The organism is Lujinxingia litoralis (genome assembly GCF_003260125.1).
In the GTDB taxonomy this organism is placed as follows: Bacteria; Myxococcota_A; Bradymonadia; order Bradymonadales; family Bradymonadaceae; genus Lujinxingia; species Lujinxingia litoralis.
The window spans coordinates 178,796-194,900 of the sequence record NZ_QHKO01000001.1 but is presented as its reverse complement, the minus strand read 5'-3'; the positions used below and the strand labels follow the sequence as shown (position 1 = coordinate 194,900).

Below are 16,105 nucleotides of genomic sequence, written 5' to 3'. Positions count from 1 at the left end.
GGTCAGGGTGTCGGGAGTAAAGTGATCAGGGAGTAAGGATGAGCGCGAGCCGAGGATGGAGTTGGGTGCTGGTGGCGATGCTGGCCGGAGGGTGGGTCGGATGCGAGACGCCACGCAGCGGGGAGACGTCTTCGGTGCGCGGGGGAGAGGAGGCGCAGGTGGCGCGCCTGATGGAGAGCGCGCAGGTGGTGGCGCGGGCGGCGGAGCTTCGTGATCGCGGGTATGGTGGTGAGGTCGAGGTTGTCAGGGGGGAGTCGGTCGCGCCGGGGCGGGGGCTCGGGGAGGGGATTGAGGAGGAGCGCGCGCGTCTGTCGCAGGCGTTGTTTGGGGATGCCGAGGCGTTGCAGTTGTCGGTGGATCGGGGGTGGTCCTCTCGAGCCGAAGCGCGCGCCGGCGAGCAGGGGGCGATGCGGGTGATTCAGGAGGGGGACGGGGAGGTGTCGCGGTGGGCGTCGGCGATGGCCAGCAGCGTGGCGTTGGAGTCACAGGTGTTTGGGGCGTTGGAGACGGCCGGGAGCGTGGACGGGTGGTTGGCGCAACAGGTGGTGCGGAGCGCGGGGCCGATGTTCGCGTCGACGCTGGCGCTGGCGGAGGCACAGGGGATGGAGCTGGATGGGGCGTTGCTGGCGCGGCGGCCCGATCTGGCCGAGCGGGTGGCCGGAGTCAACGAGGTGATGGCGGCTGGTGAGGGGGCCTCGGTAGAGCGGGCGCTGGGAGCGTTGGTGATGCGGGAGGCGCTGGGGTTGGCCGCGGCGTTGTATCGGGCCCAGGGGTGGGGCGGCGTGGAGTGGGGGCGCGTGGAGGGATCCGGGCAAAGTGTGGACGTGGTGAGGCCGGATCGGTGGATGGGCGGGGATGGCGAGGCGGTCTGGCAGTGGCCGGAGGCGTTTGAGGCGGTGCAGCAGGCGCGGCGTTGGGAGCTAATCGGCCAGGGGAGGGTGGGGCCGTTGTTGACGAGCGTCTGGTTGGAGGAGGTGCTGGATGCCCGGGGGGCGCGCTCGATTTTTGGGGCGTGGCTGGCCGATAGCTATCGGGTGTATCGGTCGCCCGGCGGTGGGGAGGAGGGGTTTGTCTGGCTGAGTGCCTGGCGTACGCCGCATGAGGCCCAGCAGGTAGCCGCGGCGATGGAGCAGGCGTTGGTGGCCCGGCAGGGGGAGGGCGCCGGGGCGCGAACGCGGGTGGCGGTGCAGGGGCTCCATGTGGCGTTGACGAGTTATACCGAGGCGCAGGACCCGGGGCATCTCGATGATGAAGTGAAGGCGTTGGCCGGGGCGGCGCTGGCGTTTTTGCCGGAAGAACCGGCGCCGCTTCGCTTTGTTCCCACGACCTATGAGCGTTATGTGGAGGCGGCTCAGGAGGCCCGACTGGAGGGGGAGCGTTGGCAGGATCCGGCGTCGGGCTGGACGATGTCGCTGGAGGCGCTGGACGGATGGCAGGTGCAGAAGAGCGACGAGGTGCACGTTCGCTGGTTTGCGACGCATGAAGATGGCGCGCTCGCGCAGTGGACCACGGAGCTTGTTGATCCGTTGGGGGCGGCGTTTGGATCTGATGACTACGTGGCCGGGCTTAAGGAGGCGTTTGCGCGGTCGGTGCAGGGCTCGGAGCCTGAGGTGCAGGTGAGTGCAGAGGGAGAGGGGGGCCCACGGGTGAGCCTGGCGGCTACGGGGGAGATCGACGGACGCGCGATCGAGTTGCAGCTGTGGCAGTGGGAACGTGGCGAGGTGTTGACGTCGTATAGCGTGCAGGCGCCGGCGGATGGGGTTGGGGAGCGGCTGGCCGAGGTGGCTCTAGCGCTGGAGAGCCTGGAGTTGTACGGGGAGGCGCTGGTGCCTGAGCGCGAGCGTGGCGAGGCGGAGGGCGGCGCCGCGGGAGGCGCCGAAGGGAGGGGGGCGGAGGCCGAGGGGATTTTGGAGTTTCGGGTTGAGGAGGAGTGAGGCGGCGGCTGTGTGTACGCGCGTGAGGCGTTTGGAGCACGATGTCCAAGACGGGGTGTGTTGTGGGCGTGGCGGTGAGGCCGGATAGGTTTGGAGTCGGGGCTTGAGCGCGTCAGGGGGGCGGAGCGCTTAGCGGATGGTGTCGATGTGGAGGAGTTGACGGGATGCGCGGGTGGGGGCGAATTCCGCGGGGGCGGTGCCGGGGATAAAGGGATAGGGGTGGCCCGGTTCGCCGGGGCGGGAGCGCAGGCCGGTGGCCGGGTCGATGAGGACTTCTTCGAGGTCGAGCGTGCGGTGAGGCCAGTCGATGTCGGGGCGGTGCAGGTGTTGGTAGAGGGAGGTGAAGACGGGTAAGGCGGTACGCGCGCCGTGTTCACCGCGGCCGAGCGGGTGGGTGTTTTTATCGCTGCCGATCCAGACGATGGCAGTGAGAGTCGGGGAGTAGGTTGCCAGCCAGGCGTCGAACTCGTTGGTGGTGCCGGTTTTAGCGGCGATGGGCCAGGCATCGGGGATGGCGGCGGCGGTTCCCCGGCGGGCGACCTGGAGGAGTGCGTGGTGGAGGAGTGCGGTGGGGCGCGGGTTGAGCACGCGCTCGGGGGGGAGAAGGGGGGCGGCGATGCGTGCCAGGCGTGCGGTTGCCGTGGCGGAGGGCGACGCGAAGTGGCCGTGGTCGTGGAGTTGGCCGGTGCGCAAGTCGATGGTGCGGTCGATAGCGCGGGTGGGGGTGTCGAGCCCGCCGCGGGCGATGGCGGCGTGGACGCGGGCCATGTCCAGGGGGGTGACGCAGCTGGCGCCCAGTGCGAGGGAGGCGGTGGGATCGAGGGTGGCCTCGACACCCAGGGCTCGGGCGCGTCGGATCAGGGCGGAGGGGCCCATGCGTTCCAGGAGGTGAACCGCGGGGATGTTTCGGCTTAAGACCAGTGCGTCTAAGGCGGTGATGGTGCCTTTGAAGTCGAGGTCGGCGTTGCGGGGGGCCCAGGTGCCGGTGTTTCCGCGTGTGTCGACGGTGGAGGGGATGTCTCGAAGAAGGGTGGCCAGGGTGAGAGAGTTGGAGAGGGCTTCGGCGAAGACGATGGTTTTGAAGAGGCTACCCGGTTGACGGCAGGCGCGCGTGGCGCGGTTAAAGGCGCTGCGGTGGACCTGGTGGGCGCCTACGGTGGCGGTGAGGTCACCGCTGTGGTGATCGAGGAGCAGGAGCGCGCCTTCGGCCCGGGCGGGCTGGAAGAGTTCCCAGGAGGCTCGGGGAGAGGTCCGATGCAGGAGGACGAGGTCATCGGGGCGTAAAAGGCGCTGGAAGGCGCGGGGATCGCGGGGGCGTCCGCTGCGTGGATCGAGGCCTCCGAGCCAGGATAAGCGCTCTTTCGGGATGTGGAGGGGGCCCAGCGGCGTGAGGATGGCGAGTCCGTCCGGGGAGGCGTGCTGGACGCTGGCGAGGGAGTAGCGGGCATCGTCTGGAAGTGGGTTTAAGAGGGCGGGGAGCTGCTGGTCGTTGGCGAGGCTGGCGAGGGCTCCGTGGTAGCCCTGCCGCCGGTTGTGGGCGAGGATTCCGCCGGCCAGGGCCTGTCGCGCGGCGGCCTGAAGGCCGACCCGGTGGGTGGTGATGACGCGGGTGCCGCTGAGGCTCCAGTCGGTGCCGGGGTGCAGGCGCTCGATATGCTGACGGGCTTCGGTGTGCGCTTCGGGGAAGGAGAGGTGATGGTCGGGTTGGGCTGTGGGGAGGCCGCCGAAGCCCAGAGGTTGTGCGCGTTCGGCGAGGTAGGTGGGTGTGCTGATGACGCCGATGTCGTGGAGTCGGCGGAGCACGCGGTTGCGCTTTTGCAGGGCTATGTCGGGGGAGGCGACCGGGTTGTAGACGCTGGGGGCCGGGAGGAGTCCGGCCAGGGTGGCCATCTGTCCGAGGGAGAGTTCGGCGGGGGCGAGGTTGAAGTAGCGCCAGCTGGCGCGGGAGATGCCCCAGGCCTGCTGACCGAAGTACACGTTGCGCAGGTAGGCTGCCAGGATCTCGGGTTTGGAGTAGTGCGCTTCGAGCTGGCGGGCGAGGAGGAGTTCTTCGAGTTTGCGGCGGGTGGTTTTTCGGGAGGAGAGGAAGTGTTTGGCAACCTGTTGGGTGATGGTGCTGGCGCCCTGGATGATGTCGCCCGCGCGCAAGTTTACCAGGGCCGCCCGTGCGATGGCGCGGGGGCTGTAGCCCCGGTGAAGGAAGAAGTCCTCGTCTTCGGCGGCGAGGACGGAGGCGATGAGGAGGGGGGGGAGTTCTTCGTAGGCGAGGGGGGCGCCGGAGGCGTGGGAGGTCAGGGGCCAGCCGTCGGCGGTGGTGATCTGTGTGGGCAGATCGGGGTTCCAGGCGTGGAGGTCGGGCAGGGGTGGGAGGTTATTGTGGGCCTGTGTCCACAACCGGGCGGCCCAGATCGCGCTGGCGAGCGTGGCGATGCTCAGGAGCGTCGCCAGGGCCAGTGAGAGACGGCGGAGGTTGAGGCGCCGGGGTGTGCGGGAAGAGGTGGGCATCAGAACTGGATACCGGCGCCCAGGCCCAGATTCCAGAGGCGCACGGTTTCGAAGGTGCCGTCGTCGCGCAGCTTCCAGAGGCCGCCGTAGCGGGCGTGGGCGTAGAGGGGGCCGTAGAGGCCGAGGCGTCCCTCGGCCAGGGTCAGGGCGCCGTCGAGGTTGGTGAGCGCGTTGAGGGTGCCGCTGCTCTGAGGGCCGTCGAGGTTGGTTTTGTAATAGAAGGCGGCGAGTTGGAGTCGGGTGGCGAGTTGGAGGGCGGCGCGGGCGCGCAGGGCGGCGTTGCCGGAGTGTTGCGCGTCTTCGTAGGCGGCGCTCAGGGTGAGGATGCCGGCGATGCGGGTCTGGAGCCAGGCCTGGAAGCCGTGACGGGAGGCGGCGTCGGCGGAGTGGGCGACGCGGAGTTTGGGGCCGGCCAGGCCGGGTTCGACGGGGGAGGCGGTCTGGTAGCGGGAGACTTCGTAGATGGGGTCGATGTATTCGGGGAGGTATTGGTCGGAGAGGTGGCGGTATTCGAGTTTTGCGGAGAGTTCGACCGGGTCGGCGATGTTCTGGCGCCAGAGCAGGCCGGCGTGCAGGCCGCTGCCCAGGCCGAAGTGGGTGTTGAGGTCGAGGTAGGGGGTCAGTGAGAGGCGTGGGCGGTTGAGGAGGTCGATGCGGGCGTCGAAGCCCAGCAGGGTGGTGGGCTGGGCGGATGCGACCCGGGGCTGGAGCGTGGGGCCAGCGAGAGCGCTACCCCGGGTTGTGCGGACGAGGTCGGTCGGAGCGCGGAGGTCGGAGACCAGGGTGGCGCCCAGTGAGATGCGGTCGAGGGCGCGGGGGGCGTTTTTGAAGAAGGAGGATGGCCGCAGGTGCGCGCGTATGCCCAGGAGGTTGGGGCTGGCCAGGTTATTGGCCAGGAGTTCGACGCCGCCGCGGGGGAGGTCGAGGTGGGCGCGCAGTCCCAGGCGGTAGTGATCGGTGGTGATGACGTTGTAGTAGCCGCCGATGATGGTGCCGTGTCCGAGGGAGGCGCCGCCGAGTTCGCCCAGGCGCAGGTAGAGGGGGGCGTTGGGCGTGCCGTACTCCAGGCGCCGAAGGACGCGGAGGTAGTCGGAGAGTTCGAGCCAGTCTTCCTGGCGGATCAGGCTGTGTTGCTCGGGATGGCGGTCGGCCAGGCGCAGACGCAGGGGGATCTGGAGTGAGGCGTGGAAGAGGCTGGAGCAGGCGCTGTCGTCGGGGCAGTAGAGGGCGGGCAACGGGCGAATGTAGGTGAGGCGCGGGGTGATCGAGAGGAAGATGTCCTCATCGAGCGGACCGATCCCGGCTTCTCCTGAGAGCATCAGGACGGTGTCGGAGGCGGCGGTGTTCTGAGCCCGGGTCGTGGCGGGGAGGGCCAGCAGGGTCAGGGTCAGCAAGATGTACAGGTGGGCGCGCATGAACTCCTCGGGCGCGGCAGAAAAAGCCAGCGTGGAGGGCAGCCTAGCGCGAGGCGATCGGTGGGACAACCCGGGTTGGGGGCGTCTGGCGCGTGCCAGGGCGATACGGGGGCGGGGGGAGAGACGGGCCCCGTTTTGTGGCGCTTGTCGGTGGGGAAGCGGGTCATTACACTCCGCGCGACTTGGCGGCCCGGCGTGGGCTGCCTGTGACGTGCGAGAGGAAGATGACTCGAGTCTACACATCGATCAGCGAGGCGGCCGAGAAGCTGGAGCGCTCGGTGGTGACGATCGGCAACTTTGACGGGATGCACCGAGGGCACCAGGCGATCTTCGGGCAGGTCGTGGAGCAGGCGGCTCGCCTGGGTGCGACGTCGGTGGCGATGACTTTTGAGCCGCATCCGGTGGCGTTTTTTCGTCCGGAGGCGGCGCCGGCCAAGTTGAGCGTGCCGCCGGCGAAGTACGGGTTGATGGGACGCTACGGTGTGGATGCCGTGGTGGCGCTGCGTTTTGATGAGGCGCTGGCGTCGATGAGCCCCGAGGCCTTTATCAAGGAGGTGTTGGTGGAGGCGTTGGGGGCGGTGGAGGTCGTGGTCGGGGAAGACTTCCGGTTCGGGCATAGGCGGGCGGGAACGACGGAGCTGTTGCGAGAGGAGGGGGCTCGCTACGGGCTGAAGGTGGTGGTGCCGAAGCTGGTGGAGGTCGGCGGGGCGGTGGTGAGCTCCACGCGGGTGCGGGGGCTTGTTAAGGCCGGGGAGTTGGCTGAGGTGCGGGAGCTTTTGGGGCGGCCGCACCGGTTGACGGGGGAGGTTGTGCACGGGGAGGCGCGGGGGCGCGCGTTGGGCTTCCCGACGGCGAATCTTGAGGTGGTGGAGGGGATGGCGTTGCCTCCGGACGGGGTGTACGCGTCGCGGCTGGCCAAGGGGGGCGATGAGCGGGGCTGGCGGGCGATCACCAATATCGGGACGCGGCCGACGTTTGGGGGAGGGGCCCGGACGGTGGAGACGTTTGTGCTGGAGGAGGGGGTAAGCGATGAGTTGGACCTGTACGGGGAGCAGGTGATGCTCGCGCTGTACATGCGTGTGCGAGAAGAGAAGCGTTTTGAGTCGCCGCAGGCGTTGGTGGCTCAGATCAAAAGCGATGTGGCGCAGGTGCGCGGCTTTTTTGACGAGGGTATCGATGGCGAAGGCTGAAGTGTTGCGTCGCTTCACGGAAGAGGAATCGAGTGAGGCGCTCTGGCTCGAGATGTGGGACGAGCTCAGCGCGGGCACGGCGCTGGAGGTGCACGGGGTGGAGCTGGTGTCGGTGGATGACGATACGATTGTGCTGAGCATGCCGATGGGGCCGCATGCGTTGCAGCCTTTCGGGTTGTTGCACGGGGGCGTCAGTATGCTGCTGGGAGAGAGCGCGGCGAGTATGCACGCGGGCTGGAAGGTGGACGTGCGTGAGCGGGTGCCGGTGGGGATTGAGATCAGCGGCTCGCATATGCGCAGCGCTACGGAAGGGATGATTCTGGTGCGGGGACGGGTGTTGCGTCGCAGTCGGATGCTGATTCATCACGAGGTGGTGATCGAGCAGGCTGAGAGTGGCAAGACGCTCTCGGTGATTCGGGTGACGAACCTGTACAAGCAGCTCGGCTGAGCGGTCGCGCTTGAGGGGGGAGGGTAAGAAGCGGTGGCTGCGCGGGGGGGCGGGGCGGCTTCGCCCGACATTGAGATTCGGGGCACAGTCAGGAGGGAGAGCACGGGAGCGCGTCATGGGCGGGTGGCGAGGCGGTGGTGTGCGTGGGGCGGGCTCGGGGCCAAGGCGGCCGGCAATGGGGGCGATGCGCGTGGCGAGGCCGGGATGGGGGGCGCTTTGGGGCGTGTGTGGAGGTGGGCCTGTGCGAAGTGGATCGCGCCGCTTGGCGGGCGCCAAGCCTTAAGATACATCATGCACGTTGTTCCGGCGTACGTGCCGCATACGCGAGTTCTTTGTGTGTGTATGGCGGTGGGTCGCTGGAGGAGAACGCTGACCGATGAACAGGAGTCGTAGATGTTGAAGTTTCAAAAAGTGGGAGTGGCGCTGGGAGCGGGGTTGATGGCGCTGAGTGTGTCCGGCGTTGCTGTCGCGCAGGACGCGGCCGATCCGATGTACGTGGGTCAGGAGCAGCTTGAGACGGATGAGCAGCCCCAGGGGTTCAGCGGTCAGCTGGGTGTGGAGGCGAGTTTTAACCTGGTGTCGAACCAGAACGTGATCGGTCAGAACGAGGGGACGTCGTTTTTGCTTGGTGGCGCGGTCAACGGTGGGCTGGACTACTTCCGCGGCAAGCATCAGTGGCGCAATACGCTGGCGTACAACACGAGCTGGGCGCGCACGCCGGTGCTCCGGGAGTTTGTGAAGAACAACGATAAGATGGAGTTGGAGAGCATTTATAACTATCTGCTCAACGACTGGATCGGTCCGTATGGACGGGGGAGCGTGGAGACCAGTGCGTTTGCCACGGAGCTGGTGACGGAGGAGGCGACCGGGTATTTGATCACGCGTCCGGACGGGAGCGTGGACGGAGAGGTGACCGATCGTCTGCGGACGGCGGATCCGATCAGCCCGTTGAACTTGTTCCAGTCGGTGGGTGTGGCGCTGGAGCCGGTTCGTCAGGAGGCGGTGCGGGCGACGTTGCGCGTGGGCTTTGGTGCACGTGAAGCGCTGACCGAAGGCGTACTGGTGGTCCAGGATGATGAGACCACCGGGGATGTGGAGTTGGTGGAGCTGGAGAACGCCTACCAGGCCGGTGCCGAGGCGTTTCTGGGTCTGGAAGGGAAGTTCCCGGAGCAGCGCATCGACTACCGCGTGGGGGCCACGGCGCTGGTGCCCTTTATCAACAACGACCAGGAGGATCGCTCTCCCTTTGATCTGGCGCGCATCGGCGTGACGGGCAAGGTGCGGGTGGCGATTGTGGACTGGATGGGCCTGACCTACAGCCTGATGGTGTTGAGCGATCCGCAGCTGTTGGATGCGACGCAGGTTCAGAACAGCCTGTTGCTTACGTTTAACTACACGCTGATCGATACCGAGAAGTAAAACGAAGCCGTGAGGGAGGGCGCGATGGTCGAGCAGGGAAAGGCAAGGTCGGTGTTGGGACGTTATCTGGCGTTGACCTTTGTGGCCTGCTGGGGATGGGCGGGGGCCTTTTATCTGGCCGGGATCGAGTACGGCGGGATGATGACCTATGCGATCGCGCTGCCCTATATGTTGTTTCCGGCCATCGCGGCGATTGTGGTTGATCGTCGCGATGGTCGCGCGGTGCGCGAGAGTTTGTGGCTGAAGTTTGGGGTGAACCGGTGGTGGTTGGTGGCCTGGTTTCTGCCGGTGGTGCTGGCGTTTGCGGCGCTCTTTGGGGCGTTGTTGCTGCCGGGGGTGGGGTTTGATGTGGGGATGGGTGGGATTCTGGAGTCGCTGCGCCAGATGCTGGGGCCGCAGGAGTATGCGGAAGCGAAGGCGGTGTTGGAGCGGTTCCCGCCGCTGATCTTTTTTGTGATTCAGCTGGTGCAGGGGGTGGTGGTGGGGGCGACGTTCAATGCGTTTTTTGCGCTGGGGGAGGAGGCCGGTTGGCGCGGGTTGATGTTAAGGGAGCTGGCGGGCAGGGGGTTCTGGACGAGCGCGCTGATCATCGGGGCGGTGTGGGGCGTGTGGCATGCGCCGCTGATTTTGCAGGGGCATAACTATCCGGAGCACCCGGTGCTGGGTGTGGGGTTGATGACGCTGTGGTGTGTGTTGTTGTCGCCGCTGTTTTCGTGGGCGACCCTGAAGTCGGGGTCGGTGATTGCGGCGGCGGTGATGCACGGGACGCTCAACGCGACGGCGGCGTTTTCGTTTTTGTATCTGGACCACACGATCCCGCTGGTGACCGGACTGCATGGTCTGGTGGGAGTGGGGGTGCTTGTGGTGGCGAACGTGCTGCTCTGGGCGCTGGCCCGGCCGACGTTGGAGGCCGGAGACTGGGAGAAGCTGCGGGGAGGCCGGCGCGCCGAGAGCGAGGGGGCTTGAGGCAAGCGGTGTTCAGGGGGTGAGGGAGCGCCTCATGAAGAGGGCATCATCGTCGTAGCCGGCGGCCGGGCGCAGGGGAGTAAAACCACGCTTTTTCCAGAAGCCTGCGGCGTCCTGAACGGCGACCAGGGTGATGGCGTGAAAGCCCTGCTGGCGAGCGGCGTCGATGAGGGTGTCGAGGAGTTTGGTGGCGATGCCCTGACCGCCGAAGGCCGGGTCGACAGCCATGTCGTGGAGGTGAATGGCATCGGATTGGTCGGGGAGGGAGGTGATGACATTGTCGAGGCCGGGGGAGGCGTCGGCAGGCCAGGGGTGTGCCAGGATGTAGGCGGCCAGGGAAGCGTGTTGTGGGGACTGCGCGGCGAAGCAGAAGTCGGGGGCGACGTGGATTCTGGAGACGAGGGCGTCGAGGAGTTCCCGGAGGCCTTCGCCATAGGCCAGGTGCTGGATGCGGTCGATTTCGGGGGCGTCTTGAGGGGAGAGGGGGCGGATGAGGGGGGAGGTCTGCATGGCAGGTCTCGGATGTGAAGGGGGGGACTCAAAGGGGGGAAGGGCAGAGCCGAGCGCGATAGTAGCGTTGTTTTAGAAAGAAAAAAGCCCCGCGTTTGCGGGGCTGAAGTGGGCAAGTCGGGGTTATGCGGGGTCTGTGGCGAAGGGTTCTTCGGGGGCGGGTTGGGAGGGACCAAGTTCCAGGATGTCGGGCTGGAAGTTTGCGGGGGGGATTCCGGCGTCGGGTTCGGGACCTTCTTCGCCGCGGGCTCGTCTTAAGGTGGGGCGAACGCGTTCGGCCAGGTCGGGGCGTTCGGCGAGCCGGAAGAGGTGTTCGAGTTGCCCGGCGACGGCGAGGTAGACGACGCGCCAGCGTTCCACAGCCTGGTCGCGGAGGCCTTTGGCGTCTTCAATGTCCCGTCGGTTGCGTTTTTCGTCCTGGCGGGCCTGGTTGTAGTGCTGCCGTTTGTCGTTGAGGCTCGCCGCGATGGAGGCGGTGTCCATGGAGATGCCGAGACGGGAGGTGGCGGTGGGATTCTTTCCGAGGAGGTGGATGACGTTTTCGACGTAGCGTTCGAGGTCGTCGAGGCGTTGCGGGGGTTGTTTATGCATCCCAAACCTGGCGAGGGCCTTTCGTCCGAGGATCTGTTCGATGCTGTTGCGGACGCTGCGGATGTCGTCATTGAGTTGTGCGTAGGCGTCGTCCCGGGCGGTGATCAGGGGCTGTTCGGTGCCCTGGCGGGCGGTGTAGGCGAGCTCGGCCTGGTTTAGGGACTCGTTGGCGTGGTGGAGTTTGTGGCGGAGCCAGCGGATCCAGCGTTCGACTTCGTCTTGCTCCAGGTGTAGCTGGAGGTCGTGGGACTGCATGGCGACCAGGGTGCGGGCCACGGAGCTGTTGTGGGCGTCGAGGGCGTGGATGACGTTTTGACCGTTACGAAGCTGGGTGCTGACCTGAACGCTGACGGAAGCCTTCATGTGGTGCTCCTGGAGCAAGGGGGCGCCGTACTGGCGAGCGCACCGAAACATGGAAGTGACCGATCGCCCCCGGTGGGCGTTGGTCGCGCTCCTGTCTCACTCGAAACGCAGGCGATACCACTCCGGGCTGAGGGGCAGCGGAGAAGCCCGCTCAGGAGAGCGCCATCGAGGAACTGCGGATAGGAATGGGGGTAGTTTAGAGGGCGGCGCGGGAGATTCAAGGTTTGGGCGTGGGAAAAGGCAAAATCAGTCGCTGGAAGGAAATCCCGTGTGGGAAAGGAGGTGATATTCGAGTTGGGAGCACATTTCGCGTGGGAAAGAGGTTGATATAGGAGCTGGGAGCACATCCCGTATGGGAAAGAGGTTGATATAGGAGCTGGGAGCACATCCCGTATGGGAAAGAGGTTGATATAGGAGCTGGGAGCACATCCCGTGGGAAAAGAGGGTCGATATTCGAGCGGGAAGCACATCCCATTTGGGAAGAGGGTTGATATTCGAGCTGGAAGCATATCCCGTGTGCGGAGAGGGAAAGCTCGACTGAGAGAGGGGGGGGAGGAGGGTTAGAAGAGGGGCGATCGGCGATGTGGCAAGATCTGGCCGGAAGCGCCCGGGGGATTCGCCGCGGGTGGAGACCGAGCGTGGATGCTCGGTCTTTGGTGCGGGAGATCAGGGAGGCATGATGGTGATGAGCGTGACAGGTCTGGTGATCGAGGTGCTTCGACGAGGTGGGGAGGTTGGAGGCGCGGGGTTAAGCGATAGGCAGCTGTTGATGCTGGTCGTGGTGGGGGTGTTGGTGCTGGTGGTGCTGAATCTGTGGGCGGGGCCGCCGTCGAGCCCTCCCGGCGGGAGGGGAAGAGGACGTCGGAGGCGCCGCTGAGGTGGTGGCTGCCCGGGGGGAGGTAGGGGCAGGGAAAGGGCGCTGATGGCGAGGGCACCCTGGAAGTGCACTGGCCAGGGAGGCCAGGAGGAGGGAGGGGGGCGGCGCCGGATGGTGACTAGAGCGCGATGCGTTTGGAGGGGGACAGTCGGAAGTGACCGGCATTCGGGCAGAAGAGGGGCCTGATTGTGATGCGATCGGGGGAGAGGCATTGTCTGAGGCGTCGAATCTAGTCGGGTTGTCCGGTGGGAGAGGGTGTGCGGCGCGCTGTGGCTTGGGGTTTCCCTGCGGCGGAGCGTTGTCGATGAGCCCGGGCCCATGCTGCTGAGATGAGGTGGATGATGAGTATGTTGGTGATGCGTGGCGTGGTGGTTGCGGGGATTGCGGGCGCCGGTCTGGTGCTGGCAAGTGACGAGGTTGAGGCGTGTTCGGTTCCGCCAGTTGACACGGTCCAGATCGTCGGAGGGGAGGTCGCAGTGCTGCCGGCGAACTTCGGAATTCCGCTGAAGATTTCACGCAGCGTAGACGGGGACGGAGTCGAGGTAGTGATCTTCGATGAGGCCGGGGAGGAGGTGCCCTCGACGCTGCAGGTGCTGAATCAGCGACGAGGGAGGGGCGCGCCGTGGATGGATTGTTCGCCGGGTGTTCTGGAGATGAGGGAGGCGGTGTATCTGAAACCGGTGGAGAGCTTGGTGCCGGGGGAGAGTTACCAGGTTGTCGTTCGTGCCGGGGTAGATACCGGGACTGAGGGGGGACCGTGGAGTGAGGAAGCGTTTGGTTTTGAGGCGGTCGAGGAGCAGGAGGTTCAGGCGCTGGCGGGCGTTGAGGTGGTCAACGCCGAGGTCCGGGTTGATACGCGAGCGAAGTCGTACGAGTGCTGTAGCTGTTCGTCGTGTGGAGGAGGCGCCTGCTGCGCGAGCGATGACTTTCGGGAGTGTTGGTATACGAGCGATCTTCGGTCGCCGCAGGTGGTCGGGGAGCTTGGGAGCGTGCCGAACGCCGGGCAGGTGTGGGTGCAGGTGCTCAATGGCGAGGGGGATGTGGCGTCGGAGGGCCTGGCGAGTGAGTTCAGTCAGGTGAATGTGCTGTATTCGGGAGAGGGGGCTGGAGTGTACTGCTTGCAGGTGCACGCGCGGCATCTGTTAAGTGGTGAAGAGGTGCGGAGCGAGCAGGTGTGCGCGACGACGGACGAAGGGAGCATCTTTGGTGAGGTGGCGCGCGATGTGGAGCGTCCGGGACAATGCGATAGCTCCGAGGTGCCACAGGAGGAGGTGGATGCCGGTGAGCCGGACGCGCAGGATGAACCGGAGGAGGAGGTGGATGCCGGTGAGCCGGACGCGCAGGATGAGGACGGCGAGGGGGGCGGGTGTGGCGTGGCCGGCGGTGGTGTGGGGGGAGTCGCCTGGCTGTTGGGGGCGTTGCTGGCGTTGATGGGGCGTCGCCGGCAGCTCGGGCAGATGCGCTGAAGAGAGACGTGAGCGACACAAAAAAGCCGGGCTATAGGCCCGGCTTTTTTGTGTTCAGGAGGGGGGCTTAGCCCTGGATGGGCCAGCAAGAGCCACTGTTATGACAGTAGTGGCCGCGGGGGCAGTGGTCGTTATTGGTGCAGGGGCAGGAGATGGTGGCGCGCAGCTCGTTGTTGTCTTCGTTGCACTCGCGGAGGGTGCGCTGGCCTGTACCATCGTCGTTGATGCGGGCGATGACTTCGACCTGTTCGCCGTCGCCGGATGTGATGGGGGCGTCGTACCAGTCGTAGGTCAGCTCCAGGCGTCCACCGGGAGCCAGAAGCTGGTCGGAGGGGACGACGTCGATGAGGAGCTCTTGGTCGCCGTCGACGTAATAGAGGGCGACGGGGAGGCCTTCGATCACGCCGCGGCTGCCCTGGTTGGAGGCGATGAAGTGAAGGGAGAGGTGGTCGTCATTGCAGGTGCCCTGGGCCTGGTTGACGACGAGGTCCGGGGCATTGAAGAGGCCTTCGCCCTGGACGTTCTGTCGGAAGTTGTTGAGGTGCTCGACGCGCCAGTTGTCGAGGCGCGGGGAGGGGATGGCGCCGGGGAGGTTGGCGGTGCCGGGGCAGAGCGAATCGTCGAGGCCGTCGCAGACGTTGGTGACGCTGTAAGCGTGCTGGTTCCAGACCGGGCGTGTGGCGACCCAGCGGCTTTCGACATCGCGGATGACTCGCACGCCGGCGAAGGAGCCGCCGAGGTCGTCGAACCCGGGCCAGTCTTCGCGGCAGCGCTGAGAGAGGCCGGCGGAGTAATCGTTGGAGATGACGACGATTTCTGCGTGGTAGTCGCGGTCGACGTCGACGATGACGGGGAGTTCGCGGGTGGTTCCGCTGGTGTTGGCGATCTGGAAGATGATGTCGGTGGTGCCGTCGCCATTGCCGGTGCCGTCGTAGACGCGCAGGAAGCACTCGTCGCCGTAGACGACTTCGGCTTTGCCGTCGCCCTGGAAATCGAAGACGGAGGAGCCGGTGACCCGGCTGGAGAAGTCCTGGGAGGGGAGCTTCCACATCAGTTCGCCGCGTTCGTTGAAGACGACGTAGAAGCAGGAGCCGGCGGTGGCGACGTTGGGCAGTCCGTCGCCGTTGAAGTCGGCGATGGTGGGAGGGCCGGCGCCCAGAGAGCCGGCGCAGGTGGCGTCGGTGTAGTGGGGATGGCCACTGGTGGGCATGGGAGCCATCCAGATGCGCTGGCCGGTGCGTCCGTCGTGGAGTTTGAGGGCGTCCTGGGCGCGCCTGGTGACGATGGCGACCTCGGGGAGGCCGTCGAAGTTACCGTATTCGAAGGTGTCGCCGACGAACTGGCCGAAGTCGGCAACGGCGGGATAGCCACCGACGCCGTCGTCGTAGGTCCAGGCGGTGGGGCAGTCGGCGGTGCCGTCGGGGTTTCGGGTGAAGCTAAAGGCGCCGGATGCGGCGACGACTTCGAGATCACCGTCGCCGTCGAGGTCGGCGACCAGGGAGTTTTGAGGGGTGTCGCTCACGGCGGCGTTGACGCAGAGCTCGGCGCCGGAGACGCCGTCGAAGACGCGGTTGGCGCCGACGACTTCCACGCTTCCGTCACCATCGAGGTCGGCGAGGTAGGCGCCGTCCCAGCCCATGGGGAAGGGAGCGGTGCGCCACATTTCGGCCCAGCCGGTGTCGTGGTCGTCGAAGGCGATGAGGCCGTGTCCCCCGGTGAGGACGGCGATGATTTCGTTTTTGCCGTCGCGATCGATGTCGCCGACGGCCAGGGAGGCCGCGGCGGAGACGCGATGGGCCGGGTCGGTGAGATCGAAGACGGGTTCGTAGGTGCGTCCGTTGACGGCGCGGAGAATGCCGTCGTTGGTGTAGTAGTGGTCGGCGAAGGTGGAGAAGATGATCTCGGGGATGCCGTCGCCGGTGATATCGACGACCGAGGGGGTCATCATGACCTGTCGGTGGGTCGGTGCGGGGGTGTCGTCGGTGGCCTGCCAGGCGACGTCGACGACGGGGTCGAAGACGTTGCCCTCGGGGCGGTAGATGCAGGCATCGCCCAGATCCGGGAGGCATTGGCCTAAGGTGGGCTCACAGAACTCGTCGGCGGCACATTGGAGGGAGCTTTCGCAGGAGGCTCCGGGGGTGACGCAGCTTCCGGCCAGGCAGAGTTGGTCTTCATCACAGCAGTCTTCGCCGCAGCTCTGGAGGGCCGGGCAGCTGGGGCCGGTGTCGAGGGTGTGAGCATCTTCGTCATCGGCGTCGGGGGTGGTGGTGTCGGGGACGCCGACGTCGTCGGTGTCGGCGTCCACGGAGACGTCGAGGTCGTCGGGCTCGGTCAGCCCGTTGGTATCGGCGCAGTCACCGCAGCCGGTGAAGAGCATGGCGAGCAGGGCGATGGCGATGGATCGGTGTAATGAGCGCATAG

At 66.4% G+C, this 16,105-nt stretch carries 11 protein-coding genes; 6 read left to right on the top strand and 5 right to left on the bottom strand.

The features are described 5' to 3' along the window. The first annotated feature begins 38 nt into the window (after window positions 1-38). Window positions 39-1,934 carry a hypothetical protein gene (locus DL240_RS00815; protein ID WP_111727956.1) on the top strand — a complete coding sequence of 632 codons (1,896 nt, stop codon included), beginning with the start codon at window positions 39-41 and terminating at the stop codon, window positions 1,932-1,934. A 129-nt stretch (window positions 1,935-2,063) separates the two neighbouring features. On the opposite strand, the gene DL240_RS00810 is transcribed toward DL240_RS00815, so the two are convergent. Both DL240_RS00810 and DL240_RS00805 read right to left on the bottom strand, forming a co-directional pair. After that, complete coding sequence (locus tag DL240_RS00810) at window positions 2,064-4,439, bottom strand: transglycosylase domain-containing protein (RefSeq protein WP_111727955.1); 2,376 nt, start codon at window positions 4,437-4,439, stop codon at window positions 2,064-2,066. After that, window positions 4,439-5,854 (bottom strand): hypothetical protein, encoded by a 1,416-nt coding sequence (locus DL240_RS00805; protein ID WP_111727954.1) that lies wholly within the window; start codon window positions 5,852-5,854, stop codon window positions 4,439-4,441. Before DL240_RS00805 ends, DL240_RS00810 begins: the two co-directional genes overlap by 1 nt. 224 nt (window positions 5,855-6,078) lie before the next feature. Between DL240_RS00805 and DL240_RS00800 the strand changes: the two genes are divergently transcribed. From DL240_RS00800 to DL240_RS00785, 4 genes are all read left to right on the top strand, one after another. Then, window positions 6,079-7,044, top strand: a complete 966-nt coding sequence (locus DL240_RS00800; protein WP_111727953.1) for a bifunctional riboflavin kinase/FAD synthetase — start codon at window positions 6,079-6,081, stop codon at window positions 7,042-7,044. Further along, window positions 7,031-7,492, top strand: coding sequence for a PaaI family thioesterase (locus tag DL240_RS00795; RefSeq protein WP_158542263.1), 462 nt, complete (start codon window positions 7,031-7,033; stop codon window positions 7,490-7,492). Before DL240_RS00800 ends, DL240_RS00795 begins: the two co-directional genes overlap by 14 nt. A gap of 393 nt (window positions 7,493-7,885) precedes the next feature. After that, window positions 7,886-8,911, top strand: coding sequence for a DUF3078 domain-containing protein (locus DL240_RS00790; protein WP_111727951.1), 1,026 nt, complete (start codon window positions 7,886-7,888; stop codon window positions 8,909-8,911). A gap of 24 nt (window positions 8,912-8,935) precedes the next feature. Continuing rightward, the gene (locus DL240_RS00785) at window positions 8,936-9,877 is read left to right on the top strand and encodes a CPBP family intramembrane glutamic endopeptidase (protein ID WP_111727950.1); all 942 of its coding nucleotides are present in this window, start codon (window positions 8,936-8,938) and stop codon (window positions 9,875-9,877) included. 12 nt (window positions 9,878-9,889) lie between these two features. Here DL240_RS00785 and DL240_RS00780 read toward each other — a convergent pair whose 3' ends face one another. Next, a complete protein-coding gene (locus DL240_RS00780; RefSeq protein ID WP_111727949.1) occupies window positions 9,890-10,387 on the bottom strand; it encodes a GNAT family N-acetyltransferase in 498 nt (165 codons plus the stop codon). A gap of 123 nt (window positions 10,388-10,510) precedes the next feature. Beyond that, window positions 10,511-11,341, bottom strand: coding sequence for a hypothetical protein (locus DL240_RS00775; RefSeq protein ID WP_111727948.1), 831 nt, complete (start codon window positions 11,339-11,341; stop codon window positions 10,511-10,513). Window positions 11,342-12,559: 1,218 nt separating this feature from the next. Between DL240_RS00775 and DL240_RS20630 the strand changes: the two genes are divergently transcribed. Beyond that, window positions 12,560-13,684 carry a hypothetical protein gene (locus DL240_RS20630; protein ID WP_158542262.1) on the top strand — a complete coding sequence of 375 codons (1,125 nt, stop codon included), beginning with the start codon at window positions 12,560-12,562 and terminating at the stop codon, window positions 13,682-13,684. 67 nt (window positions 13,685-13,751) lie between these two features. Here DL240_RS20630 and DL240_RS00760 read toward each other — a convergent pair whose 3' ends face one another. Then, window positions 13,752-16,103: an FG-GAP repeat domain-containing protein gene (locus DL240_RS00760; protein ID WP_111727945.1), complete on the bottom strand. Its 2,352-nt coding sequence runs from the start codon at window positions 16,101-16,103 to the stop codon at window positions 13,752-13,754. Between the last annotated feature and the right edge of the window lie 2 nt (window positions 16,104-16,105).